The sequence below is a fragment of the Marinobacter alkaliphilus genome, assembly GCF_055394375.1.
Genome location: NZ_AP043751.1, coordinates 3,690,246 through 3,716,082, shown reverse-complemented (window position 1 = coordinate 3,716,082; position 25,837 = coordinate 3,690,246). Strand labels below are relative to the sequence as shown.

Genomic DNA, 25,837 nt, shown 5'->3' with positions numbered 1-25,837 from the left:
CATAACCGTGATGATCCTTCCGCCATAGCGTTCATGCTCCCTTAACTGGCCTCGCCCAGACTTCTTTTTCAGGTTTCCTGACACCCGCCCGTGCCCGTGTGCATGGAGCCGTTTATTTTTCATTGTTCAGTTGGATATCCCCAATCATGGTGCAATCACTCAAGCAAAACTGGTTTTCCAATATTCGAGGCGACCTGCTCGCCGGTGTCGTTGTTGCCCTGGCGCTGATTCCGGAAGCGATTGCGTTCTCCATCATCGCGGGCGTGGACCCGAAAGTGGGTTTGTATGCCTCTTTCTGTATCGCCGTTATTATTGCCTTTGTGGGTGGCCGGCCGGGCATGATCTCGGCAGCAACCGGCGCCATGGCCCTGCTGATGGTGACCCTGGTCAAGGAGCATGGCCTTGAGTACCTGCTGGCGGCAACCCTGTTGACAGGTGTGATCCAGATTGCCGCAGGCTACCTGAGACTGGGTGGACTGATGCGCTTTGTGTCCCGGTCTGTGGTCACCGGGTTTGTAAACGCCCTCGCGATTCTGATCTTTATGGCCCAGTTGCCGGAGCTCACCAATGTCACCTGGCATGTCTACGCCATGACCGCCGCCGGGCTCGGTATCATCTACCTGTTCCCTCTGATACCCACTGTTGGCAAGCTGATTCCATCACCTTTGGTGTGCATTGTTGGTCTGACCCTCGTGGCCATGGTGATGGGCCTGGATATCCGTACGGTTGGCGACATGGGCGAATTGCCGGATACCCTGCCCATCTTCCTCTGGCCGGACGTGCCGCTGACCCTTGAAACCCTGATGATCATCCTGCCGTATTCGGTTGCTCTGGCCGTCGTCGGCCTGCTCGAATCGCTGATGACAGCCACCATCGTGGATGACCTGACCGACACCACCAGCGACCGTGACCGGGAGTGCAAGGGCCAGGGCATTGCCAACATCGGCTCTGGTTTGTTGGGTGGCATGGCCGGTTGCGCGATGATTGGTCAGTCCATCATCAACGTGAAATCCGGTGGTCGCACTCGATTGTCGACCCTCACCGCCGGTGTCTTCCTGCTGATTCTGGTGCTGGTACTCGACAAGTGGCTGGTGCAGATTCCCATGGCCGCGCTGGTGGCGGTGATGATCATGGTCTCTATTGGTACCTTTAGCTGGGACTCCATTCGCAATCTCAGGGAGCACCCGTTGTCTACCAACATCGTGATGCTGGTAACGGTGATTGTGGTGGTGGCCACCCACAACCTGGCCTTTGGCGTTCTGGCGGGCGTGCTGCTGGCGGCACTGTTTTTTGCCAACAAGATTGGCCACTACATGTTGGTGACTTCTGAGCTGGATGAAAACACCGAGACCCGTCGCTACACCGTGGTAGGTCAGGTGTTCTTCAGCTCGTCAGAGAAGTTCCTGGAATCCTTTGACTTCAAGGAAGCAGTCGATAATGTAGTAATAGATCTCAGCCGGGCCCACTTCTGGGACATCACCGCCGTAGCTGCGCTGGATAAGGCGGTGATCAAGTTCCGCCGTGAAGGCTCTGATGTTGAGGTAATTGGCCTGAACCAGGCCAGCGCCACCATCGTTGACCGCTTCGGTGTTCATGATAAGCCGGATGCCGTCGACCGCCTGATGGGTCACTGACAATGATCGACAGCAATGAAAAGAACAACATTCGCAGCCACAATAACAACCAGACGGACAACCAAGGCGAGGCAAGTATGTTACGAGTAGTGGCCTGTATCGATGGCTCCCGGGCAGCACCCGCAGTATGCGATTACGCAGCCTGGGCCAGCCGACACATGGAAACGCCCCTGATGTTGTTGCACGTTCTGGACGAAGAACGTTACCCCGCAGAGCCGGACCTGGCCGGGAACATCGGCCTTGGCAGCCGCGAGCAGTTGCTGGACGAACTGGCACAACTGGACCGAAAGCGGGCCAAACTGGCGCTGGAGCACGGCCATCATATGCTGGATGAAGCCGAGGCCCGGGTGAAAGCCGCCGGTGCGGAGGAGGCCATCAAGCGCCAGCGCCACGGTAATCTGACTGAGTCGTTGGTGGCTCTTGAGAAAGAGACCCGCCTGTTTGTCATGGGGCTGCACGGTGAAAGCAGTTCTGACCGTGATATCCACATCGGCAGCCAGCTGGAGACCGTCATCCGAAGTGTGCATCGCTCCATCCTGCTGGTGCCGGATGACTATAGTGAGCCGAAAAGTGCCATGCTGGCGTTCGACGGCAGCCCCACCGCTTTCCGGGGGGTGGAACTGATTGCCCAGAGCCCGGTACTCAAAGGCATGCCCCTGCACCTGGTGATGGTTGGCCCGGATACCGCCGACCGCTGGGAACAGCTCAAGAAGGCAGAGCAGATGTTGTCCGGGTTGGGCGTTGATATCACCCTGGCCATTCGCGCCGGGGATGTAGAACCTGCATTGCACGCGTACCAGGAGGAGCATGACATCGACATTCTGGTGATGGGCGCTTACGGCCATTCCAGAATTCGCCAGTTCCTGGTGGGCAGTACCACCACAACCATGCTGAAAACCGCTAAAAAACCATTGGTTATCATTCGCTGACAAGGAATCCCCCGGCCATGCTGACCCGGCAAGTAGTCCCGTTGATCGCCAGGCTGAGCCTGTTATTGTTTGCGGGGCTGCTTGCCGGCTGCGCAAGGGGATTGCCGCCGGTCGACCATGGCCCGGTTTTGGCGGTATCCTCGGTGGCAGACTCCTTCACAACGGATCAGCGCCGGATGCACCTTGATCCCGAATCCCGACTCTCTGCGTTTGGGCTGCTCGACACGGGCCGCGATGCCTTTGTGGTTCGCAGCGCCCTGATTGAAACCGCCAGTCAGCGCATTGATGCCCAATATTACATCTGGAACGACGATGCCAGCGGCCGGTACCTGGCTGGCCGCCTGGTAGCCGCCGCAGACCGGGGCGTGCAGGTTCGCCTGTTGCTGGATGACATCAATGTGGCCGGCAAGGAATCCCTGTTTGCCATGATGGAGGCCCACCCGGCCATCAGCATCCGGATTTTCAATCCGTCTCCTTCCCGCAAGGGCGTTGGCCGTTGGCTGTCGTTCATCACCGACTTCGACCGCATCAACCGGCGCATGCACAACAAGACCTTTGTGGTGGATGGCAATGTCGGTATTACCGGCGGCCGCAACATTGGCGACGAGTACTTTGACGAGCACCAGGAACTGAATTTCCGGGATCGCGACGTCATGGTGCTCGGGCCGCTGGCTGGCGCCATGACCGATAACTTTGAGGCCTACTGGCAAAGCCCCTGGTCCTACCCGCTGGGGCAATTGTATGAGCTGCCGGAATCGGAGCGTGCAGGTGACCGCTTATCCGGACTCAGCCGTGCCACCACTGAGCCGCTGCCTTTTACTGCGTCAGTACCCCAGGGCAGGAACCAGGCGGAATCCCTGCTGGCAGGGTGGTTCGCTGACATGGTGAAGGCGGAGGCCGAGCTGGTGTTCGATCCGCCACCGGAAGACCTGGAAGCGCCGGCGGACAAACCGCGAAACACCGCAAAGGCCCTGTTTGATCTGATCGAATCGGCCCGGAAGGAAATCCTGATTGAGTCCGCCTATCTGATTCTGGCAGACGAGCAGCTGAACGGGCTGGACAATCTGGGCAACCACGGGCTGAAGGTGGCGGCGATCACCAATTCGCTGGCCACCAACGATCTGGTCACCAATCATTCCGGCTACGCCCGTTGGCGGCGTGAGATGCTGGAGCAGGGCTTTGACCTGTACGAGTTACGCCCTGAAGCGCCAGCCTGTAAACGTTGGGTGGCCAATGAACAAGCCTGCGATAAAGGTGTGATCAGCCTGCATTCCAAAGCCGTGGTGTTTGACCGGGAAACATTGTTTATTGGCTCGTTCAACGTGAACCTGCGTTCTATCTACCTCAACGGCGAGACGGTGCTGGTGATTCGCAGTCCGCAACTGGCGCGCGCGGTAGCCGAAGATATTGAGCGCGCCATGGCGCCGGAGAACAGCTGGCGGGTGAGCCTGAACGAGCAGGGTAGTCTGGTGTGGCAATCCCGGGATGGTGAGGTTTATCAGGAACCTGAGAGCGGATTCTGGCGCCGGGCGGCGTCCCGGATGTTGTCCTGGCTGTCGATCGAGAAGTATCTCTGAGGCCTGTCAGGCCACGTTACCCGCCGCCACACCGGAGGCCCAAGCCCACTGGAAGTTATGCCCGCCCAGGTGGCCGGTAACGTCCACCACTTCCCCGATAAAGTACAGGTTCGGGTGATCCAGGGCCGCCATGGTTTTGGAGGATAGCTGGCGAGTATCCACACCGCCCAGGGTCACTTCGGCCGTTCTGTAACCTTCCGTTCCAGCCGGCTTGATGGTCCAGTCGCTAAGCGTGCCGGCAACCTGTTCCAGTTCCTGGTTGCGATACCCCTGCAGGGGGCCGTTCCAGCCGTGTAGGTCGTTAAACGCCTGGGCGAATCGTTTCGGCAGGTGTTGGTTCAGATAGTGCGCGATGGTGGATTGCGGCTTGCTGTTGCGCAGGGCCAGCAGGTCTTCGTGAATGTTCTCAGTCGGCAGCAGGTTGATGTGTACCGCATCGCCTGGCTGCCAGTAACTGGACACTTGCAGCATCGCCGGGCCACTGAGGCCGCGATGGGTGACCAGCATGGGTTCCCGGAAGTGTTGTTGGTGGCAGTGGGCGTCCACCGGGCAGCTAACGCCAGACAACGGCGCCAGTTGTTGCTTCAGTTCCGGGTGCAGGGTGAAGGGCACCAGCCCCGCACGGGTGGGCAGCACGCTCAGGCCAAACTGCCTGGCGATCTCGTAACCAAAGCCGGTGGCACCCATGGTGGGAATCGACAGCCCACCGCAGGCTACGATCAGGGATTCGCAACCGAGTGTGCCGCCACGGGTCTTCAGGGAGAAGCCCGAGCCTGCTTGCCGAATGCCGGACACCGACGTGTTCATGCGAATCTCGGCGCCGGCCCATTCGCACTCGGTCAGCAGCACGTTGAGAATGTCCTTCGCACTGTCTTTGCAGAACAGTTGGCCCGGCGCTTTCTCTTCATACTCCACACCGTGGCGGTCCACCAGTTCCACAAAATCCTGCGGGGTATAGCGCTTTAGCGCGGAGATGCAGTAGTGCGGGTTGTCGGAGATAAAGTTCGCAGGCGTGCTGTTCAGATTGGTGAAATTGCAGCGGCCACCGCCAGACATCAGGATCTTTTTGCCCGGTTTGTTGGCGTGGTCCAGCACCAGTACTTTGCGGCCGCGATAACCAGCGGTGGCCGCGCACATCAGCCCGGCAGCGCCTGCGCCGATGATGATGACATCGTACCGGGATGTTGAACCTGCCATAGAACTGCCCACCACTCGTTGAAAATGGCGGGCAGTATATCAGCCTCAGGGCAGGTAAACGGACCCTTCCATGTAAAACGCCGCCTGGCCGGCGATGGCTACCCGGTCAACTCTGAGCTCGCATCGCAGAACGCCACCGCGTGCAGAGAGTTGGCGGGCTTCCAGTGTTTGTTTGCCGAGCTGTTCAGCCCAGTAAGGCACCAGCACGCTGTGGATGGAGCCGGTTACCGGATCCTCATCGATACCCGCTCCGGGGGCGAAGTAACGGCTGACGAAATCGCACTGAGTTCCTGGCGCGGTAACGATCAGTCCCTGATTGCCCAGTTCTGCCAACAACGCCAGGTTCGGGGCCGCTGCGGTCACTGCAGCTTCTGAATCCAGAACCACCATGTAGTTGGTGTCATTTGGCACGTAGAACGCCTGTTCGGGGGCGTTTGGCAGCGCTTTCCGGATTAACTCCGGGGTTGGTCGGGGTTCAAACGGCAGGTTGGGGAAGTCCAGTTCCAGCCAGTCATCGGAACGGCGGGTAACCGCCAGGGGGCCGCTTTTCGACTGGAAACGAACCCTGTCGTGCTGCCAGCCAAGACGATTGAACACCACCCACGCCGACGCCAGGGTGGCATGCCCGCACAGTGGCACCTCTACCGTCGGGGTGAACCAGCGGATATGAAAATCTGCATCATCCTGTTCCGGGAGTGGCACCAGGAAAGCGGTCTCGGACAAATTGTTCTCCAGGGCAATGGCCTGCATCTGTTGCTCCGGAAGCCAGCTGTTCAGGGGCATCACCGCCGCAGGGTTTCCCCGGAACAGTTCATTGGTAAAAGCATCCACCTGGTAGATATCGGTCTTCATGGGTTGTCCTTGTGGGTTGGTAGTAGAACGCGTCTGGCTGGTGAGACTGAGATTCCATGTAGCTCCTGCTCACTGTAACAGTGAATCTCTGGCAGCGGCGCAGCGCCCCGAAGAACCCAGTGACGGTTGCCAACCGGTATCACACGGATGCCCTCACGGGCCAGGGCCTGCATGGCTGTCATCAGTGTGCCGGCGGCCGGCGTGCCCCCTGTGGCGTAGAGGCCCAGTACATCGTTCCGGGTGGCGCGGTGAACACGGCGCGGTGAACGCGAGTCGGGTTTTGGGATGGTTGCCGTTGCCATGATGAAACTCCTTTTCTGATTCAGCAACCATTATTGGTTTCATCGGATTTCCATAACAGATTCAGCTACAGTGTTATTGAATCGGTACAGATGCAGAAAAATGCAAACTGTACTGCCGAAAAAGCCGGGAAACTGTACTGCTCATAGTGGCGTCGGTTCTGGTGGAATAGAGCTTATAAAGCACGGCTTGGCGGAGAACACGATGGGCATGCTCTACAACCAGGTGGCGGACCAGCTTCAGGCGCTGATCCTTGATGGTGTATACCGGGAAGGGGAGCGTGTGCCCGGTGTGCGGGTATTGAGCCGGCAGTTCGGTGTCAGTATTTCAACCGTGCTGCAGGCCCACCAGACTCTGGAAGCCCGAGGTTACCTGCAGGCCCGGGAACGCAGCGGGTATTTCGTGCGCCGGCCAGCCCGGGATTTGCCGGAACCAAGAATGACGGAACAGCGCAGTCGTCCGGTACCGGTGTCTGCCCGGGAAATGACCCTGGACCTGTGTGCCGATGAACAAAAGCGTATGGTGCCCCTGGCCACGGCCATTCCGCACCCGGACTACCTGCCGGTCAGGCAGATTCAGCAGAGCACGTTATGGGCGGCGAGGCGAGGCCTGGAAACCCTCGACTATGCGTTTCCCGGCATCCTGCAGGCGCTGGAAGTGGTGGGCCTGCGGGTGATCGAGATTCCCACCCACCCGTCAGACGGCATCAGCCTGGAGGGCCTGCAGCTTGCCCTGGAGCAGTGGCCCTTGAAAGCCTGCGTGGTGGTGCCAAACCACAGTAATCCCATGGGTGCCCGGATGAGCGACGAGCGCAAACAACAGCTGGTGTCCATGCTGGCGGCTGCTGGGGTGCCATTGATTGAAGACGATATCTACGGCGACCTTTTCCATACCGGCGAGCGCCCGCGCCCGGCCAAAGCTTTTGACCTGGCGGATAACGTGATTTACTGCAGCTCATTCTCCAAGACCATCTCTCCGGGGCTGCGGCTTGGGTGGATGATCCCCGGTCGGCATATGGCTGCCGCCCGGCAACACAAATATTTTGTGAATCTGGCAACTTCCACCATCCCGCAGCTGGCAGTCGCCCATTTTCTGGAACAGGGTGGTTATGACCGTTACTTACGCTCGGCCCGGCAGCACTACAAGGAGTCCACAGACCGGCTTCGTTCGGCTATTGCCAGAACCTTTCCGGAGGGCACTGCGGTGAGCCGGCCCCAGGGCGGGTTTGTGCTCTGGGTTCAGCTGCCGGAGGGGGTGTCGGGTACCGAGGTGTATCACCGGGCGCGGGGAGAGAATATAAACGTCGCCCCGGGACGGATGTTCTCCACCGCCAACAAGTTCGACAACTGCCTGCGGCTGAACGGCGGCAATCCCTGGACCGGCCGGATTGAAGCCGCGGTCGACCGCTTGGGCGCCATCGCCCGGGAGGTGCAGTCCGGGGTCAGCCCGGACCGGTTCTGAGATTTGCCGGGTCGAGCAGTCCAGCGGCAATGGCAATGCCGGTGACATCCGGCAGCCGTTCTGCGCCCAGGCGCTTCATTACCCGAGCCCGATACAGGTCGATGGTTTTAACGCTGACATCCAGCTGTTCGGCGATTTCCTTACTGGTGTAGCCCTGGGCCAGGGGCAGAAAGACATCCCGTTCCCGGCGGGTGAGGGTGCTGATCAGCGCTTCGGTATCCGCATCGGAGCGAACGGGTGGCTCGGGTTCGGCGGGTGCCTGTAGTGCCTGCTGCACGCTGTCCAGTAACAACTGCTCATTGAAGGGCTTCTCGATAAAATCAAAGGCGCCGGATTTGAAGGCGCGCACCACGATGGGCACATCGGCATGGCCAGAGACAAAAATAATCGGTATCTCCAAACCCCGTTTTTGCAGTTCTTCCTGAACATTCAGCCCGCCAAGGCCGGGCATCCGGATATCCAGAATCACGCAACCGGGGCGTTGGTCTTCCACGGCATCCAGAAACTGCCGGCCATCACTGTAGGCTCTGACTTCAAGCCCGACCGATTCCAACAGCCATTGGGTGGACTCCAGCATACCGGCATCGTCATCAACAACGTAAACGGTGTTGGCGTTTGACTGGGTGGTACCAGACATCGGGGGCTTACTCCTGGGTTGGTTTGTGGGTGCATCGGGTGTTGCCGGGAGGGAACCGGCAGATCAGCGAAAGGCCGCCGGTGTCTGTGCGGGTGGCATCCAGAAAGCCGCCAAATCCCTCAATGATGGAACGGCTCATGGACAGCCCAAGTCCCAGCCCCTTGGCCTTGCTGGTGTAGAACGGCTGGAACATCTGGCGGATGCCTTCGTCGTCCAGCCCCGGGCCTTCATCGATGACCTGAATCAGGGTTTCCTGTTGGTCGTTGACGCAGGTGCTGACCACAATCCGGGAAGGGCCTGCACTGTCTTTCTCTGCCCCGGCTTCCACATTGGCCTCGATGCCGTTACGGATCAGGTTGATCAACACCTGTTCAAGCAACACCGGGTCTGCGGTGATGGTGGGGGAGTCTGCGGCCAGGTTCTCATAGATCCGGACGCCGTTCTTCTCTGCCTCCCACTGGCACAGGCGTGCAACCTCGGTAATCACCGAATTCAGGGATACCGGGCCCATGCGCTTCTGGCCTTTACGCAGGAACGCCCGAAGACGTTTGATCACCTCGGAGGCGCGGTTGGCGTGGTGCACGATCTTTTGCAGGCCGTCGTCTACCTTCAGCAGCTTCGCGGGATGTTGGTCTGCTTCCTTTAGAAAGCGCTGGCTGGCGGACGCGAAATTCACAATTGACGCCAGTGGCTGATTCATCTCATGGGCAATGCTGGAAGCCAGTTCACCCAGGGTAGCCAGGCGGGCCGTGTGGGCCAGTTCATCTGCCAGCAGCCGGTTCTGCTCCTCGGATTCCACCCGGGCGGTGATGTCACGGGATACGCTGATCACCTCCACCACGGCGCCGGTATAGGTCTCCCGGATGGCGCGGCTGGCAATCTCGAACCAGCGGCGGCTGCCGTTGCGGTGAATAATCTCCAGCGTCATGGTGGCGTAGCCGTCTTCCCGCAGCCGGTGGCGGGTCAGGGCCAGTTGCTCGGCCACGTTTTCCCCCTGGAACACCTCTTCCAGGGCCTTGCCCCGGAGCTCTTCCGGCCAGTAGCCCAACAGGCGCCAGGACGCTGGCGTGGCATCAATGAATCGTCCGTCCGGGGCATGCCGCGAGATCAGGTCTGTGGTGTTCTCGGTAATCAGCCGATACAGGCGGTTGGAGCGAACGGCTTCTTCCAGGGTGAGGATATCGTTGGTGGCATCACGGCCCCGAACCAATACTTCCCCGCTGTCTGGATCCGGAATGAAGCTCCACAGGAAAATATGGTCGGCAAACCGGGATTCCACGTTTTCAATGGCTCGGCCCTGTTCCAGGGCTGATTTAACAAGCGCTGCCGCGTTCACCGGTAAAAGGTGCTCCGGATGGTCCAGTTCTGCGCGTTGGACGAGGGAATCGGCCGCATGATTACTGGCCAGGACCTCTAATGTGCGACCGACCATGAGAGTGGGTTGTGGGTCATTAGGGGCCATTTGGCTGAAAATGCGGGCTTTTTTAGGGTTGCTCATAAATTTATAGTAATAATCCTATAATACCATAGTAGAGTTTCTAATATTTGTTCTATCTTCTACCATTTCGGGCAATCTGGAGTATAGCTGCTTTGGCTATTCTTCTGAATATGCCATAAGAACAACATCTGAGTTAGAGGACCACACCAATGACTTCGATCTTCGACCAGGGCCTTGCGCCCCGGGATGCCAACTACGCAGTTCAGTCCCCCATTGATTTTATCGAGCGCACCGCCAGTGTGTACCCGGATTATCCGGCCATCATCCACGGTGCCATCCGTCGTAACTGGGCAGAAACCTATGACCGTTGCCTGCGCCTGGCCTCTGCCCTGAAAGGCCGGGGTATCGGCCGGGGCGATACCGTGGCGGTGATGCTGCCCAACATTCCTGCCATGGTGGAATGCCACTTTGGCGTGCCCATGATCGGCGCAGTACTGAACACCCTGAACGTGCGCCTGGATGCCGAGGCCATTGCCTTCATGCTGGAGCATGGTGAGGCGAAAGTTGTGATTGCCGACCGCGAATTCGGCCAGGTAGTTAAAGATGCGATTCGTCACCTTGAGCACAAGCCCCTGGTGATTGATGTGGATGACCCCGAGTACGGCGAGGGGGTCCAGGTCAGCGACCTTGATTACGAAGCCTTCCTGCAAGAGGGTGACCCCGAGTTTCAGTGGAGCTTCCCGGCCGATGAGTGGGATGCCATTTCCCTGAACTACACCTCCGGCACCACGGGTAACCCCAAAGGGGTGGTTTATCATCACCGAGGCGCCTACATCAACGCTCTGGGTAACCAAACTGTTTGGTCCATGGACATGCACCCGGTGTACCTGTGGACCCTGCCGATGTTCCACTGCAACGGCTGGTGTTTCCCCTGGACGATTACCGCCATGGCCGGCACCCACGTGTGCCTGCGCCGGGTGGACCCTGAGAAGATCCTGCAGCTGATCCGTGACCACCAGGTTACCCACATGTGTGGCGCCCCGATTGTTCTGAACGCGCTGCTGAATGCCTCGCCAGAAGCCAAGGCTGGTATTGATCACGAAGTGAAGTCCATGACCGCCGGCGCGGCGCCCCCCGCCCAGGTGATTGGCTCCATCGAAGAAATGGGCATCAAGGTGACTCACGTTTACGGCCTGACCGAGGTGTATGGTCCGGTAACCGTGTGTGCCTGGAAGTCGGAATGGGATGAACTGCCGTTACGTGAGCGTGCCCAGATCAAGGCGCGCCAGGGCGTTCGTTATCACACCCTGGGCGGTACCATGGTGGCTGACCCCAACACCATGCAGCCGGTCCCGAAAGACGGCAAGACCATTGGCGAGATCTTCCTGCGCGGCAACACTGTGATGAAAGGTTACCTGAAGAACCCGAGTGCCACGGAAGAAGCCTTCCGGGGTGGTTGGTTCCACACCGGTGACCTGGCCGTGTGGCACGAAGACGGCTACATGGAAATTAAAGACCGCCTGAAAGACATCATCATCTCCGGTGGTGAGAACATCTCCACCATCGAGGTGGAAGACACCCTTTACCGCCACCCGGCGGTAATGGAAGCCGCGGTGGTTGCCCGGCCAGACGAGAAGTGGGGTGAGACACCCTGCGCCTTCATTACCCTGAAACCGGAAGCCGGCAACGTAACCGAGGAAGACATCATCAGTTTCTGCCGCGAGCACCTTGCCCGCTTCAAGGTTCCGAAAACCGTGGTGTTCTCGGAGCTGCCGAAGACCTCTACCGGCAAGATCCAGAAGTTCGTACTGCGGGACCAGGCCAGAGAACTGAACTGATCCGGCAAGGCTGCGCCGCCGAGCGCAGCCACACCTCTTTCCACAAAAACAACATTGACTGGCACCCTTTACCGGCGTGCCCGGAGGTAATGCAATGCAAATGTTCCACAGAAAAAACGGTGAAGAACAGCCGTTCTGGCCCGCGGGCCCTTTCAAAATCCGTCTGCCGTTCGTCCACTATCGTTGGGAGTTCGCAGAGATGGTCCAGGCCCTGATCATGTTCGTGGTCAGTTTGGCGATGATTCCCCTGCTGGAAAAATACCTAGGCGTTCCCTACGACGTGGCCCTGGCCTACGTGGTCATCTGTGGTATCGGTTTCATGCTTCCGGCGCTTCTGGGGGTGCCGCTGGTACCGGGCTGGATTACCCCGGGTATTCCCGTGGTGCTGTTGTTCCTCGGCGATTATGAGCCAGGCCCCGAAGCTATTCAGGCGTTGTTTGCTCTGCAGTTCCTGGTGTTCATCATCTTCCTGGTGCTGGGAATTACCCGGCTGGGCAGCAAGCTGGTTGAGCTGATCCCCCGGTCCATGAAAGGCGGCATCATCATCGGTGCCGGTATTGCCGCCCTGATGGGTGAAATCGAGGCTGGCGGCCGCCTGGCGAACACTCCGATCTCCCTGATTATTGGTGGCCTGGTGTGCCTGTACCTGATGTTCTCCGTGTCCTTCAAGGGCTTTGTCGAGACCAACTCCATTGCCCGCAAGATTGCCAATTACGGAATGGTGCCGGGCATGGTCGTGGCCATCCTGGTGGGCTTCGCCACCGGCGAGTACAAGGTGCCCAACGTGGAGTGGGGCATTACCAAACCGGCGTTTGACGAGCTCTGGAACTACCTGCCCTTTGCGGTCGGTTTCCCGGATTCCAGCGTGTTCCTGTACGCCATTCCGACCGCTGTGATTGCCTACGTTATTGCTTTCGGTGACATCGTGGTGGGTCAGTCCCTGATGAACCGTGTCGATCACCTGCGCAAGGATGAGGACATTGATAACAGCATCGACCGTGTGCATCTGGTCACGGCGATTCGCAACGGCGGCCATGCGTTCTTCGCACCGTATCCCGGCCTGGCCGGCCCGATCTGGACCGCGGTGACGGCGACTATGGCCGAGCGTTACAAGTACGGCCGCAATGCCATGGACTCCATCTACAGCGGTGGTGGCACCTTCTGGATTACCGGTTTCATTGCCCTGTTCATCCTGCCGTTGGTGAGTTTCTTCCAGCCGGTACTGCCGATTGCCCTGTCGCTGACTCTGCTGCTGACCGGTTACATCTGCCTGATGGTGGGCCTGGAACAGCTCGAGAACAACACCGAGCGTGGCATCGCCGGTACCATGGGCGTGGTGTTGGCGGTCTATGGTGCAGGCTGGGGCCTGGCAACTGGCGCGGTGCTGTATTTCCTGATTGAGCGCACCCATATTCTCGGCTTCACGCCAGACCCGGAAGCACCGGGCGCGGAGCCGGTCAACGAGCACTGAAACTGATGCCGCCGCGTTCGGCGGCGGCATCAACCCCCTGTGTGTCCTTGGGAGGCCTGAGCGCCTCCCTTTTTTGTTGCTCGGGCAGCTTCAGTGCCCGTGCTTACCTGCTCCAGCCGCCCCGTGAACGGCTTCTACGTAATGGATGTAGTCAACATAGTCGGTCACGAAGTGGCGCCCTTCCTTGACACTCTGATCGGCGCTGGCCAACGAGTTGTGGGCCTGGTCATAGCGTTCCCGAATCCCGGTCTCTATTTTCCGGGTGATGTTTGCAATCAGCTGGTCAATCTCGCCGTTGCTTAGTGCAGCATCTGCCGCCTTCAGTCCGGGGTCGATGTTCCCTGCCGGCTTGATCCCGGTAAAGGGTGCACCCTCGGAGGCACGATGAACTTTTACCAGTGTTGCAAAGAGATGCTTGTCTGCAATTTTGCGTACCTTCTCGCCCTCGCCCCGGATGTCCCGGACATCGGCGAATACACGCCTGATTTCGGCCTCGTCCTCGGCGGGAACCCATTTCAGTAGTGGGGTAACATCACCGGCTTCGAGCGCTGCCCGGGCTTCGGTAATGACAGGGCCATCCAGCGCATCGCAATGGGCCTGGGCATTACCTGCCAGCATGAGCCCCAGGAGGACGGCAGCACTTGCGGTAAAGGTGGCTTTTCGTAGTTTGGTTTTCATGGACGTTTCCTCGCGTTTTGGTGATTGAGACAAGTTCCGGTTTCGGTGGAACCTGGGAACCAGCTTAGGGAAAACGCCCCGGCGAATCGTTCGCAAACGTGAAGTCAGACCTGGAAAGTGGTAGGCATAAAAGACATATAAACCAATGGGTTGGAGGTTCTTGTTTGCGGGCATCCAAAGTCGAACGCCATGGCTGGTCTCACGATGAGGGTTGGGTGCGGTTGTTGTCGTTGCGAGTGTGCATGCGACGGAAATCGCTGGGGGTCAGACCAGTGTTGTTTTTGAAAGCCGTATTGAAAACGGACTTGGAATTGAAGCCGGAATCGTACATCACCTGCAGGATGCTGGAAGTGTCCGAAGGATCGGCCAGTCGACGCTTCGCTTCCTGTACGCGGTAGCTACTGACAAATTCGAAGAAATTGCACCCGAACCCCTGGTTTATCGCTCGGGAGACCTCTCTGGGGTGGGCTCCGACTTTTTGAGCGAGCTGCTCCAGCGTAAGGTTCGAGTAAAGATAGGGTTTATCCTCTGCCATAAACTGTGCCAGTTTCTGTTTAAGGTGCTGATCAAATTCAGGAACTGTGGTGTCGTCCAGCAGCGCAGCCTGGTCGGCTGCCAGCCCCGTGAAAATTACCGGCTGTCGAAGCGCATTAACCATCAAAAAGTTGATAAACAGAAACCCGGTAACAGCGCCGGCCCCTGCCACCCAATCGGCGCCCGGTGCGCTTTTGAAGACATGGGCCGTCATGCAGTAGAACATACTGACTGTCCAGGCTATTGCGTAGCCAATCAGAAGTAGTCTTAACCATGAGAGCTGTTTGTTTTCGATACTTGAAAAGACCTGTCGCAGGCTGAGGCCGAAGCGGTTGATGGTGCGAATGGTGGCGTACAGGTACCCGAGGAAAACAGCGTGAATGGCAACAGCGAGCAGAGGCGAGGTCAACACGCCCGGATGATCGCGTTCGTTCAGAATGCGGAGTTTTTCGCCGGTTGGCTGCAAATAGTACTCGATCAGGAAAATGGCACCGACGACCCAGAACAGTAGGGTGTGAACGAGATGCTCCTTACGCAAGCGGAAATCCTGATACATCAGAGCCCGGGTGTATAAAAAGAGCGTGCCCGCCTGCAGTAGCCCGATAAGGGTGCCGAGGTACGCCAGATTGGGGTGTGCAAGCGCCAGTCCGCTGCTGTAGAGAAAAATCTCTCCAAGCCCGGCCGCGAAGAAAACCAGTGTCGCAACAAGAAGCTGGTTGCTTACCAGTCGATTATTGGGTGGAAGCAATAAGAATGTGGCCAGACTCAGCGCCTGAATAATACTGGTCAGCAGAATGAGGTCGGTCAAGGTCAGGTACACTGGCCAGAATCCCTGCCGGCATGGGTTACATTGATGTCTGCTTCGAAACCATCCGCCCGTCCGGTTGCCGGCGAGCGCAAATGCAGGGTCATACCAGCACCCGAAGCAATGGCATCGGCTATGGCGAGTCCCAGGCCGGAGCCGGCGGACTTGGTGTCGTAGCGGGAAAACCGGTTTCGCAGCAGGGTCAGTTGTTCTGGAGGCACGATGTCGCCTCCGTTGCAGACTCTCACGCTGCCATCGTCGGTCATGATTATGTCGACGGGCTGTTGCATGGAGCCGTGCTTCAGAGCGTTTTCGATCAGGTTGCGGGCCAGAATGGCAAAGGCATCCGGATCCAGGAAGGAGTTCACTTCATGGTCCGGCAAAGTCAGGCGAATCCGGCCAGGCGCCAGAGGTTCAAAGTCGCGGGTGATCATCGCGAGTATCGGCACAAGGTCATGCGGTTTTTGTGAAAGTGCGCCTCCGCCTTCGGCCTTGGCAAGTTCGAGCAGCTTGCCGGACAATGTGGACAGGCCATGCAGCGCCTCTTCGATCTCGGCCACATTCTCTCTCAGGCGGTTATCCTCAAGCTGTGTTTTCAACCGTTGCACTTTGGCCAGCGCCGTGGCCAGTGGGGTGCGCAATTCGTGAGCGCTGTTGGCGGTGAAACTCCGTTCTGCGTCAAGTGCGCGGTTGAGCCGCTCCAGCAGCCGATTGACCGCATCCGCTGTTGGTTCGAATTCTTCTGGTAGCCGGTCTTTGTTCACTGGTGACAGGTCGCTGGCTCCCCGGGCTTCAATCGAGTGCTGGAATTCAATGACCGGGCGCAGGGAGAGCCGGACAACCCACCAGATTCCGAATAGACTGACCGGAATCAGGACAAGAAGCGGTACCAGCAAAGCGATACCAGCTTCCAGGGCGGCCTCGCGCCGGTGGGCCAGGGGTTCGGCGACTTCGATGTAGAGGGTGTCGCTGACCGCCGAAGCAACATAGATGCGATGGGTGGTGGTATTGGTGAAACCTTCGCGGGGCAGTTCCGCGAAGATATCGGGGTTGGCATCGTGGGACTGCAGCAGAAGGTTGCCCTGGCGATCCCTGACCACGTAGGTGAGGTACTCGTCATGCTCTTTCAGTGCAGGAGCGGTTTGATTGCCGGTAATGGTATCGCGATTCAGGATGTCGGTAACGGCCAGCGGCAAAATGCGTTGCGCAGTTTCCTCAAGGGCGCTGTCGAAGACTTCGTTCATTTCATGCTGCGCCACCAACCCGGACGCGGCAACGCCCAGCAGCCACAGGAGAGTGGCTCCCAGGGTGAGGCCAATGCCCAGGCGTTTTTGCAGGCTGCGGTTACGACTCATGGGTTTCCAGACGGTAGCCCATGCCCCGGACCGTTACGATGGCATCGCGCCCCAGCTTTTTTCGCATACGGCTGACATAGACTTCAATGGTGTTGCTCTCGATTTCCGCCCCGAAGGCATACAGCCGATCCTCCAGTTGCTGCCTTGAAAGCAGCATCCCGGGTCGCTGGATAAAGCCCTCAAACAAGGCCCACTCGCGGGCGGTCAGTTCCACCGGTTGACCATTGCGCTGGATGCGGTGATCGCGAAGATCCACCTCCAGGTTACCCACTTGGATCCGCGGATTCGGGTTGCCTCTGTAACGACGGGCGACGGCAGCCACACGGGCGGACAGTTCGGACAGATCAAAGGGTTTTATCAGGTAGTCGTCGGCACCGGCATTCAGTCCCTCAATGCGGTCAGATACCTGGTCCCGCGCCGTGAGAATAATCACCGGGGTGCTGTTTCCGCTGGCTCTGATGGTTTTCAGAAAATCCAGGCCATGGCCATCCGGGAGCATCAGGTCGAGAAGAATCAAATCGTAGGTGGTGGTTCGGAAGCCTGCTTCAGCAAACCTCAGTGACTCCACCCAGTCCACGGCATGGCCTTCCTCGGTGATCTGATCCCGCACGGCCTCGCCCAGGCCCACGGTATCTTCCACCAGCAATATCCGCATAGCTCACCTCTGATGCAATTTCCGACGAAGATACTACAGCCAGAACCTGACGGCAGCCTGAAAAGTCAAGGATCGGCCCTGTTTTCTGATCCGCTTCAGCTGGCTGTCAGGTTCCGGCGCTAGCCTGATCGTGACGATTCCCGGAACTGATCAGAGGAGACACCATGATCCGGCTGATATTACCTTTCATTCTTGTGGTTACCGGCCTGTGGGCATGGAGCCTGACAACATCCGGCGGGCAGTTGTCCGTCTATGACCAGGGCCTCTTGCTCAGCGGCTGGTTATCCATCGCCTTACTGTCCCTGACCATGATGCTGGCCCTACGCCCGGCCTGGCTTGAACGACCCATGGGTGGGCTGGACAAGATCTACCGAACCCATAAATGGGCGGGCATTCTTGCGGTGACCTTCGCGGCGGCGCACTGGTTGATCGAGATGGGTGACGATGTCATTGAAGCGATCTTCGGAGGAGTCAGCCGACTCGACGACCCGCACTATTCGGGGTTAATCGAAGCCATGCGAGATGCGGCAGAAGAGGTGGGCGAGTTTGCCATTTACCTGTTGTTCGCCATGTTGCTGATTACCCTGTGGCGTAAGTTCCCCTACCGGTACTGGCGTTATCTGCACCGGGCAATGCCTGCGCTTTACCTGCTGCTCGCGTTCCATGCGGCCTGGCTTGCTCCGCTGGACTGGTGGCAGCAACCCATCGGTTGGCTGATGGCAGCCCTGTTGGCAGGCGGCAGCCTTGCCAGCGTGCTGTCACTGGCCGGAAGAGTCGGTCGACATCGGCAGGTGCAGGGCACTATCGCAGCCATCGATACCCCGGAACCGAATATCACCGAGGTGACTTTGGACCTGGGCCAGGCCTGGCGGGGGCATCGGCCCGGGCAGTTTGCCCTGGTGACGTTCAACAAGCTGGAAGGCTCTCATCCCTTCACCATTGCCAGTGCCGATGGTGGTGATGGCCGCGTCACTTTTCTGATCAAGTCTCTTGGCGACTTCACCCGCAACCTTGCCCATAAGATCAGGGTGGGTCAGCCGGTGACCGTGGAAGGTCCCTACGGTTGCTTCGATTTCAACCGAAGAAATCGCAAGGCCCACCAGATCTGGATTGCCGGCGGTATTGGTGTCACGCCGTTTCTCGCCTGGCTCGAAGCGGCGAGTGCCGCCAACCAGCCCGAACCCGAAGCGGATTTGCATTACTGCACCCGCAACGCGGGCCAGGACCCGGTGGTAGAGCGGCTTCAGGCCCTTTGCCAGGACTTTCCGGGCATCAAGCTGCAGATTCACGACAGCAGCAAAGGGGAGAGCCTTTCGGCAGAAGCCCTGTCTGCCAGTGAGCCCTCGGGCACCAGGGCGGAGGTCTGGTTCTGCGGCCCGGCAGGGCTGGGGCAGGCCCTGGAGCGGGGATTGCGGGCAGCACCGTTGCGTTTGTCACGCTTCCATAAGGAAGCCTTCCAGTTCCGTTAATCATTTTCGGGGCGTTCAGGCTAGTGTCAGGTCTGCGCCCCAGAATAGACGGTGTGGATTTAACAGGAGACATCCCATGAAAACCAAACCTGTGATTATCAGCCTCGCGCTAATGTGCCTCAGTGCGCCGGTGCTGGCGGACGATGACTGTGACGACCCGATGGCTGACTGGCAGCCACGGGAACAGCTGCGTCAGAAGCTGGAGGCGGAAGGCTGGACGGTTTACCGCATCAAAGTCGATGACGGTTGTTATGAAGTGAAGGGTATAGCCCCGGAAGGTTTCAGTGCTGAGGCATCGTTTGCACCGGCGACTTTCGAGCTGATGGATCTGGAACGGGAAGACGATGACGACGAAGACGACGATGACGATAACAGAGATGACCGAAGTAACGGCCAGGCCCGGGACAAGGCTCAGGCCGATCGTCCGGTTCCCAGTAATGGCATCGTCAAGGGGCGCCCGACAGTGACCGTGGAATAACCCAGCCATTGTTTTACCCGCTGTTTCTGCAATTCAACGTGATATCGGAATTACGATACGAAGAGGTACGGTATGAAAAAGATTCTTCTTGCTCTGGGCCTGGCTGTTTCAGTCGCCTTGCCCGCTCTTGCTCAGGCTCGTGAAGTGACTTTCACAACCGAGTTACTCGACTACGGCGGAGATGGCGCCTACATGGCCCTCTACCTGACGGATGCGTCCGGAGCGTATCGGGGGACTCTCTGGGTTGCCGGCAAAAAGTCCAAGTACTACAAGCATCTGAGTGGCTGGGCCCGGGGCAGCAGGCTGGACCCTGCGGAATACGATGGGCTGACGGGCGCCAGCATCACCAGCGGCCGAACCCTGAAAATCACGCTTAATCTTGATGACGCTCTGATTGACAGCGGCCATGAAGTCCGGGTCGACACCGCGGTTGAGGATATGCGGGACAACCGGGCCGATGTGGCTTTACCGCTGACCACCGAGGGCGCGGGCAAGCCGGTCTCTGGGCGGGGTTATGTTCGCTCGTTCCGCTACGATTTTTAATGGTTAGCCAGGAGCAAGTTTGATGTTGCGTAAATTGCACGGTCTGCCCGGTCTGTTTGCGGTGGTGTTTCTGGCGACACTTGCTGTTACCGGTTCAATCCTTGCCCTCGCGCCGGCGTTGGACCGGGCCGGAGCAGTGGTTCCACCGGCCGGCGAGGTCAGCGTCGCCCAGCTGGCAGGACGGGTGGTGGCAAACTACCCGGGTACTGAGCAGATTGTGCGTGACCTCTCCGGCCAGGTGGTCGTTTACTACAGCCGGGATGGCCAGGCCGGGGCGGATCTGGTCAACCCGGTGACCGGCGAGCGTCTGGGGGCTTACCAGCCATCGGCGTTCTTTGTATGGATCAGGGACCTGCATCGCTCGTTCCTGCTGGATACGCCAGGGCGGATGGTGGCGGGCATCTCGGCCGCATTGATGTTGCTTGTATGCCTATCGGGCATGGTATTGCTGGCCCGTCGGAGCGGTGGCTGGAGAGCATTGATGCGACCGTTAGCCGGCACCGGCAGTAAACGGGTTCACGCCGAAATGGCCCGGTTGGCGGTTTTGGGGCTGTTGCTGTCGGCACTGACCGGCAGCTTCATGTCAGCCCAGCGATTTGGTCTGATACCCGAGGCCTCCGATCTGGGGCCAGGTTTCCCGGCCGAGGTTTCCGGGGGCCAACCCCGTCCCGTGGATCGGCTTCAGGCGCTCTTAGAGGTTGATCTTAACGATCTCCGTGAACTCGTGTTTCCCTATCCGGATGACCCTCAGGACGTGTACTCCCTGACCACCACCGGGGGCTCTGGGTTCGTTGATCAGGCTACCGGCGAGCTGCTGCAGTTCCAGCCCCGGTCCACCGGCAGCGTGGTCCAGCAATGGATCATGAGGTTGCATACCGGTGAGGGCCTCTGGTGGCTGGGCCTGATACTTGGTGTGGCTGCGCTTGCCGTGCCGGCGCTTTCGGTGACCGGTGCTATCATCTGGTGGCAGCGGCGCCGGTCGTCGGTACAGGCCCAGGACAACGTCGCTGCCGCCGAGGCCGATGTCGTTGTGCTGGTAGGGTCAGAGGGCGGTGCCACCTGGGGCTTTGCCCGGGCGTTGCAGACGGAGCTGACCAAGGCGGGATTTCGGGTGCATTGCGCTGAGATGAACGAACTGGCGCATTCTTATCCAAGGGCCGCCATGCTGTTCGTACTGACCTCCACCTACGGTGATGGTGATGCGCCAGCCTCTGCCCGGCAGTTTATGGCGAGGCTTCGTGACTTCAGGGCCGAAAGCACGCTGAAGTATGCCGTACTGGGGTTTGGTGACCAGCAGTTCCCGAACTTCTGCCGGTTTGCCCTGGGTGTAGATGAAGCGCTCGCCGGCAAGGGGCTGACCCAGATACAACCCGTTGAGCTGATTGACCGCTGTTCCGCTGCCCGGTTCAGCGAGTGGGGTGACCGGCTTGGCACTGCGATCGGGGCTTCGCTTTCCCTGAACCATGACCCGGTCCCACCGCGCACCTTGCGGCTGGAGCTTGCAGAACGTGTGGATTACGGGCTGGCAGTGCAGGCGCCGACCAGCATCCTGCGCTTCCGTCGGGCAGACGCGCGGCAGGGATGGCGGTCCTGGTTTTCCCGGCCTGGTCGCCGCAGCCTGCCGGCGTTCGAGGCGGGCGACCTGCTCGGCATCCTGCCGCCGCAAGGGCACGAAGCGCGGTTTTACTCGTTGGCTTCATCTGCCAGTGACGGGGTAATTGAGATCTGTGTTCGCAAACAGCCCGGTGGCCTTTGCTCCGGTTACCTGCATGGCCTGAAACCGGGTGACAGTGTTGAGGCCTTTATTCGCCAGAATCCGGGGTTTCGCCCGGCCGCTGGCACAGTGCCCGTCATTCTGATTGGCGCCGGTGCCGGGATCGGCCCGCTGACCGGATTCATCCGGAAAAACACCGCCCGTAACCCCATGTACCTGTACTGGGGCGGTCGAAGTGCGAATTCGGACTTTCTGTATCAACCGGAACTGGGGCATTACCTGGAGGATCGCAGGCTAACGGGGCTGAGTACCGCGTTCTCAAGATCCGATGAAAGGACCTACGTGCAGGACAGGCTCCGGCAGGATCAGACCGCCTTGCGGCAGATGATTGATACCGGTGCCCAGGTTCTGGTGTGTGGCGGCAGGGACATGGCCGCCGGGGTGAAACAGGTTTTCGAAGAGATTCTTCAACCCTTGAGGCTGGAGGTGGATGATTTGAGAATACAGGGGCGTTATCTGGAGGATGTTTACTGAGCCGGGCATGGCCTTGCTCCCGGCTTTCCAGGAGCTATTCAGGCGCGAAAATGGTCCAGAGAATTGACAATTTGTCATATCGTGACAAATTGTCTCATTTATTCTGTCGTTGTCTTTTCGGTAGCATCCGGGTGAGGTTAGACTGGCTCTTCCGGTTAAAAAATAAACGAAGTTCAATGTGGTGATAACAATAACCTGACGACAGGAGGCCATCATGTCAGTCAGCTCGACCCCGGAAGGGGTGTCTGTCGCACCCCGGAACATGCATTTCGATGTCAGCGAGGACCTGAAATCCTTCTGGCATGGCAACGACGCCTTTCGTACCGCCTTTTTCAATGCGTTGTCGCTCCAGTTTCCCGATGGCGAGCAGCAGTTCATCAATGCGGTGCGTCTGTACCGGGACCGGATTGATGATCCCAAGCTCAAGCAGGAGATCCGGGGCTTTATCGGCCAGGAGGCCCTGCACAGCCGCGAGCACAAGAGCTACAACGAGGCACTGAAGGCCCGGGGCTATGACATTGATGCAATTGACCGGCGTTTCCTGAAGCACATGGAGTGGGTCGGCAAGTTGCGCCCGAGCCGGCAGCTGGCGGGCACCTGTGGCGCAGAGCACTACACGGCGGTCCTGGCCAATGCGATCCTGAAGAATCCGGAGTGGATGGAGGGCGCCACGCCTGCCATGAAGCAGCTCTGGCGCTGGCATGCCATCGAGGAAACTGAGCACAAGTCGGTCGCGTTTGATGTCTACCGGGCCTGTGTGGGCAATGAGCGGCTGCGCCGGATCGTGTTCCTGTTCGTGACCTGGAATTTCTGCAAGTACACTTTCCTGAATACCTGCAGCCTGCTGCGCACCGATGGCAAGCTCTGGAGTGTCCGGACCTGGCTGGGCGGGCTCAACTTCCTGTGGGGCAAGCCCGGGGTCATCCGCCGGTGCCTGCCCGAGTTCCTGGCCTACCTGCGCAAGGACTTCCATCCCTGGCAACAGGACAACCGGCGGCTGCTGGCTGAAAACCTGCGGGAGCTGGAAGGCGTGGGTGCAGCGAACTGAGCGGGTGCTGAAATTCCGCCCCGCTTATGTAAAACTTGGCGACTCAAAATAACGATAAAATAAAGGGCGTTCCCGTCGAGGAATCGTCCGCAGCTGGAGAGTCTCACCATGCGAGTAGGTTTGATCGTCGATTCCGCGTGTGATCTGCCCTATGAGTTCAGTCGCAAGCACGACCTCTTTATCCTCCCCGTGACCGCTGTCATCGACGGCCAGACCTACATCGACGAACACGACCCGGTACGCACCCAGGAGTTTTACCAGAGCGGGCTGCTGCAGAAAGGCCATCATGCCGAGACCCTGGCCTTCACCGAAGAACAGATCCATGACCTGTTCATGGAGAAAATCGTCACCCAGTTCGACGTAGCCGTCTGTGAAACGGTCACCCGCAGCCGCAGCCTGATTTTCGAGAACGCCACCAAGGCGATGAACAGTGTGCTGGCCAACTACGAGAAGGCCCGGGCAGCCGCCGGCCGGGAGGGCAAATTCTCCATGCGGGTCATCGACAGCAAGCAGATCTTTACCGGGCAGGGCCTGCTGGCGGCCCACACCCTGCGGCTGATCAACCAGAAAGTCTCCAAGAATGCCCTGCGCCACGAGGTGGAAACCTTCACCGACAAGATCTACACCTGCGTGATTCCCCGCGACCTGCATTACATCCGTGAACGGGCCCGGCGCCGCGGCGACAAGAGCGTATCTGCGATGGCCGCCTTCATGGGCAAGGTGCTGAACATCAACCCGGTGATCTTCGGGCAGGGCGTTGAAGGCAAGCCCGTGGCCAAAACCCGCGACTTCAACGTGGCGGTCGAGAAAGTGATGAATTACGCCATCGGCCGCCTGGAAGCCGGTTTGCTGACACCCTATGTGAGTTTGTCCTGCGGCCTGAGCTGGACTGAGATCGAAGAGCTGCCGGGCCTGAATCGCCTGCGCGATGCCTGTGAAAAGCACGGTGTAGAGTTGCTGTTGTCGCAGATGGGCATTACCAGCTCCATCTACGTTGGCCCCGGCAGCCTGTGCCTGGCGCTGGCGGCGGAACCCCACGAGTTTTCAGACTTCCAGTAACCGTCTGTTTTTGCCGGGCTGGTCGCCGGACTGGCCCATAATCACGGGTCCGCCGGTAATTCCGGCAAACCCCAGCTGCCTGCTTCCGTGTTAGCCTCATCGGCATACTTCAGGAATTCAGCCAAAGGATGCCAGCTCTATGAGCAAAACTGCCCCCAGTCTTGTCGATACCCTGTTTGAAGCCCACGTAAAGCATGAAGTGGCCGCCCTCAAAGGCGCCAAGCTGAAGAAGTTCCTGGAACAGGAAGTGGATGAATTGCTTGGCTATGCCGAAAAAGTCCCGCTGGGCCGGCTGATCAGCCCCGAGCAGGTAATGGGCGTGATCAAGCGCATCGCTGTGAACATGGAGCTGGATGCCGGCATTCCGGAACTGGCTGCGGAGATGGCGGCAGAAGTGCTCAAGGCACCGGTTCAGGCAGACACCACGCTGGGCGAAATCCTGTCACGGGAGCAGGCCAGCGGCTTTATCGAAGAGGCCCTGGAGCTGCGCCAGCAGCGGGAGCGGATCATCAGCGAGATCATGGCGCACCCGGTGTACCAGGAGCTGGTGTCGAACGTGGTGTACCACGGGCTGGTGAATTACCTTTATGAAGATAACCTGATTACCCGCTCGGTGCCGGGAGTGGGTTCGGTGATGAAGTTCGGCAAGAAAATGGCCAACAAGGCCGTGCCGGGGCTGGATGAAACCTTCGAGCGTCGCATCAAGGCCTGGCTGGCAGAGAGCTTGCCGGGGCTGATTGTACGCAGCGAGCAGTTCCTGCATCGGGCACTGACCGATGATGAGCTTCGTGACAGTGTGATGGCGGCCTGGGTATCACTGGAGAACCAGACCATTGCGGAGCTTCAGGACGGCCTGGGCGAGGTGGAACTGCAGGAATTTGTGGTGCTGGGCTATGACTTCTGGCTGAACTTCCGCAAAACCGCCTACTTTGAAGGCTGTGCCCGGGCAGTGGTAGAGCACCTGTTTGCCAAGTATGGTGACCGGCCGGTGATGGACCTGCTGAATGACATCGGGGTGACCCGCGAAGTGATTGTGACGGAAATTGCCGAGCTCGGCCTGCCGATTATCGATGTGCTGCACAAGGAAGGTTATGTGGAGGCATTGGTGCGCAGAAGGCTGGGAAGCTTCTACAAGTCTGCTGCCGCGAAGAAGTTGCTGGCAGAGGGGTAAGCCGGGCTGCACAGGCCTGAAATAAAAAAGCCGGAAGAGGATCGCTCTTCCGGCTTTTTCGCAGCTGCTGACAGCTTTTGGCCTCAGCGCTCCAGGTACTGGAGCTTGTCGGGCTGGCCGTCCCACTCGTCGGCGTCTGGCAGCGGGTCTTTCTTCTCGGTGATGTTCGGCCACTTGCCGGCCAGGTCCGCGTTGATCTCAACGAAGGCTTCCTGGCCTGCCGGCAGTTCGTCTTCAGAGAAGATGGCTTCCGCCGGGCACTCGGGCTCGCACAGGGCGCAGTCGATGCACTCGTCCGGGTCGATCACCAGAAAGTTGGGGCCTTCATAGAAGCAGTCTACCGGACACACTTCCACGCAGTCGGTGTATTTGCACTTGATGCAGTTATCAGTAACGATAAACGCCATAGTCAGATCCCTGGTTCGTAGAACATTCAGTCTCATCAGGAGCCCTGAAAATC

General features: G+C 59.0%; 23 protein-coding genes. 13 read left to right on the top strand and 10 right to left on the bottom strand.

The genetic code is table 11. From position 1 onward, the window contains the following. Positions 1-146: 146 nt before the first annotated feature. The 3 genes from ACZ5Q2_RS16965 (at position 147) to ACZ5Q2_RS16955 (ending at position 4,140) form a co-directional block, all read left to right on the top strand. Complete coding sequence (locus tag ACZ5Q2_RS16965) at positions 147-1,634, top strand: SulP family inorganic anion transporter (protein WP_230714378.1); 1,488 nt, start codon at positions 147-149, stop codon at positions 1,632-1,634. 77 nt (positions 1,635-1,711) lie between these two features. After that, positions 1,712-2,563, top strand: coding sequence for a universal stress protein (locus ACZ5Q2_RS16960; protein WP_230714394.1), 852 nt, complete (start codon positions 1,712-1,714; stop codon positions 2,561-2,563). Positions 2,564-2,580: 17 nt separating this feature from the next. Then, positions 2,581-4,140, top strand: a complete 1,560-nt coding sequence (locus tag ACZ5Q2_RS16955) for a phospholipase D family protein (protein ID WP_230714379.1) — start codon at positions 2,581-2,583, stop codon at positions 4,138-4,140. A gap of 6 nt (positions 4,141-4,146) precedes the next feature. Here ACZ5Q2_RS16955 and ACZ5Q2_RS16950 read toward each other — a convergent pair whose 3' ends face one another. From ACZ5Q2_RS16950 to ACZ5Q2_RS16940, 3 genes are read right to left on the bottom strand one after another with little or no spacing between them, the layout of a single operon-like run. Next, positions 4,147-5,337 (bottom strand): BaiN/RdsA family NAD(P)/FAD-dependent oxidoreductase, encoded by a 1,191-nt coding sequence (locus tag ACZ5Q2_RS16950; RefSeq protein ID WP_230714380.1) that lies wholly within the window; start codon positions 5,335-5,337, stop codon positions 4,147-4,149. Positions 5,338-5,382: 45 nt separating this feature from the next. Beyond that, complete coding sequence (locus ACZ5Q2_RS16945) at positions 5,383-6,189, bottom strand: PhzF family phenazine biosynthesis protein (protein WP_230714381.1); 807 nt, start codon at positions 6,187-6,189, stop codon at positions 5,383-5,385. Continuing rightward, positions 6,186-6,491, bottom strand: coding sequence for a hypothetical protein (locus ACZ5Q2_RS16940; protein ID WP_230714383.1), 306 nt, complete (start codon positions 6,489-6,491; stop codon positions 6,186-6,188). The genes ACZ5Q2_RS16945 and ACZ5Q2_RS16940 overlap by 4 nt, the downstream gene beginning before the upstream one ends. Positions 6,492-6,693: 202 nt before the next feature. Between ACZ5Q2_RS16940 and ACZ5Q2_RS16935 the strand changes: the two genes are divergently transcribed. After that, positions 6,694-7,950, top strand: coding sequence for an aminotransferase-like domain-containing protein (locus tag ACZ5Q2_RS16935; RefSeq protein WP_432210655.1), 1,257 nt, complete (start codon positions 6,694-6,696; stop codon positions 7,948-7,950). Here ACZ5Q2_RS16935 and ACZ5Q2_RS16930 read toward each other — a convergent pair. Then, positions 7,931-8,587 carry a response regulator transcription factor gene (locus ACZ5Q2_RS16930; protein ID WP_061331676.1) on the bottom strand — a complete coding sequence of 219 codons (657 nt, stop codon included), beginning with the start codon at positions 8,585-8,587 and terminating at the stop codon, positions 7,931-7,933. The genes ACZ5Q2_RS16935 and ACZ5Q2_RS16930 overlap by 20 nt on opposite strands. Positions 8,588-8,594: 7 nt before the next feature. Next, positions 8,595-10,085 (bottom strand): sensor histidine kinase, encoded by a 1,491-nt coding sequence (locus ACZ5Q2_RS16925; protein ID WP_061331677.1) that lies wholly within the window; start codon positions 10,083-10,085, stop codon positions 8,595-8,597. Between the two features lie 149 nt (positions 10,086-10,234). On the opposite strand from ACZ5Q2_RS16925, the gene ACZ5Q2_RS16920 reads away from it, so the two are divergent. Together ACZ5Q2_RS16920 and ACZ5Q2_RS16915 are read left to right on the top strand one after the other, a co-directional pair. Then, positions 10,235-11,863, top strand: a complete 1,629-nt coding sequence (locus ACZ5Q2_RS16920) for an acyl-CoA synthetase (protein WP_374786957.1) — start codon at positions 10,235-10,237, stop codon at positions 11,861-11,863. Between the two features lie 94 nt (positions 11,864-11,957). Then, positions 11,958-13,334, top strand: a complete 1,377-nt coding sequence (locus tag ACZ5Q2_RS16915) for a solute carrier family 23 protein (RefSeq protein ID WP_374786956.1) — start codon at positions 11,958-11,960, stop codon at positions 13,332-13,334. A 90-nt stretch (positions 13,335-13,424) separates the two neighbouring features. Here the strand turns inward: ACZ5Q2_RS16915 and ACZ5Q2_RS16910 are convergent, their stop codons facing one another. The 4 genes from ACZ5Q2_RS16910 to ACZ5Q2_RS16895 all read right to left on the bottom strand — a co-directional run bounded on the left by ACZ5Q2_RS16910 (position 13,425) and on the right by ACZ5Q2_RS16895 (position 17,361). Then, entirely contained in the window at positions 13,425-14,012 is a 588-nt protein-coding gene (locus ACZ5Q2_RS16910; RefSeq protein WP_092031505.1) for a DUF6448 family protein, read from the bottom strand. A 199-nt stretch (positions 14,013-14,211) separates the two neighbouring features. Further along, positions 14,212-15,354 (bottom strand): helix-turn-helix domain-containing protein, encoded by a 1,143-nt coding sequence (locus ACZ5Q2_RS16905; RefSeq protein ID WP_432210656.1) that lies wholly within the window; start codon positions 15,352-15,354, stop codon positions 14,212-14,214. Between the two features lie 2 nt (positions 15,355-15,356). Then, on the bottom strand, positions 15,357-16,706 hold the full coding sequence (locus tag ACZ5Q2_RS16900; RefSeq protein ID WP_374786955.1) for an ATP-binding protein: 1,350 nt from the start codon (positions 16,704-16,706) through the stop codon (positions 15,357-15,359). After that, entirely contained in the window at positions 16,696-17,361 is a 666-nt protein-coding gene (locus tag ACZ5Q2_RS16895) for a response regulator (RefSeq protein WP_092031514.1), read from the bottom strand. The genes ACZ5Q2_RS16900 and ACZ5Q2_RS16895 overlap by 11 nt, the downstream gene beginning before the upstream one ends. A gap of 164 nt (positions 17,362-17,525) precedes the next feature. On the opposite strand from ACZ5Q2_RS16895, the gene ACZ5Q2_RS16890 reads away from it, so the two are divergent. The 7 genes from ACZ5Q2_RS16890 (at position 17,526) to ACZ5Q2_RS16860 (ending at position 25,377) form a co-directional block, all read left to right on the top strand. Continuing rightward, positions 17,526-18,830 (top strand): ferredoxin reductase family protein, encoded by a 1,305-nt coding sequence (locus ACZ5Q2_RS16890; RefSeq protein ID WP_374786954.1) that lies wholly within the window; start codon positions 17,526-17,528, stop codon positions 18,828-18,830. A gap of 76 nt (positions 18,831-18,906) precedes the next feature. Next, the gene (locus ACZ5Q2_RS16885) at positions 18,907-19,308 is read left to right on the top strand and encodes a PepSY domain-containing protein (RefSeq protein ID WP_374786953.1); all 402 of its coding nucleotides are present in this window, start codon (positions 18,907-18,909) and stop codon (positions 19,306-19,308) included. 72 nt (positions 19,309-19,380) lie between these two features. After that, positions 19,381-19,851 carry a DUF2271 domain-containing protein gene (locus ACZ5Q2_RS16880; protein ID WP_374786952.1) on the top strand — a complete coding sequence of 157 codons (471 nt, stop codon included), beginning with the start codon at positions 19,381-19,383 and terminating at the stop codon, positions 19,849-19,851. 22 nt (positions 19,852-19,873) lie between these two features. After that, entirely contained in the window at positions 19,874-22,099 is a 2,226-nt protein-coding gene (locus ACZ5Q2_RS16875; protein WP_374786951.1) for a PepSY domain-containing protein, read from the top strand. A gap of 214 nt (positions 22,100-22,313) precedes the next feature. Next, complete coding sequence (locus tag ACZ5Q2_RS16870; protein ID WP_374786950.1) at positions 22,314-23,147, top strand: metal-dependent hydrolase; 834 nt, start codon at positions 22,314-22,316, stop codon at positions 23,145-23,147. 108 nt (positions 23,148-23,255) lie between these two features. After that, a complete protein-coding gene (locus ACZ5Q2_RS16865; protein ID WP_374786949.1) occupies positions 23,256-24,206 on the top strand; it encodes a DegV family protein in 951 nt (316 codons plus the stop codon). Positions 24,207-24,345: 139 nt separating this feature from the next. Next, positions 24,346-25,377, top strand: a complete 1,032-nt coding sequence (locus ACZ5Q2_RS16860; RefSeq protein WP_289101643.1) for a hypothetical protein — start codon at positions 24,346-24,348, stop codon at positions 25,375-25,377. Between the two features lie 83 nt (positions 25,378-25,460). On the opposite strand, the gene fdxA is transcribed toward ACZ5Q2_RS16860, so the two are convergent. Further along, entirely contained in the window at positions 25,461-25,784 is a 324-nt protein-coding gene (gene fdxA, locus ACZ5Q2_RS16855) for a ferredoxin FdxA (RefSeq protein ID WP_022989403.1), read from the bottom strand. Between the last annotated feature and the right edge of the window lie 53 nt (positions 25,785-25,837).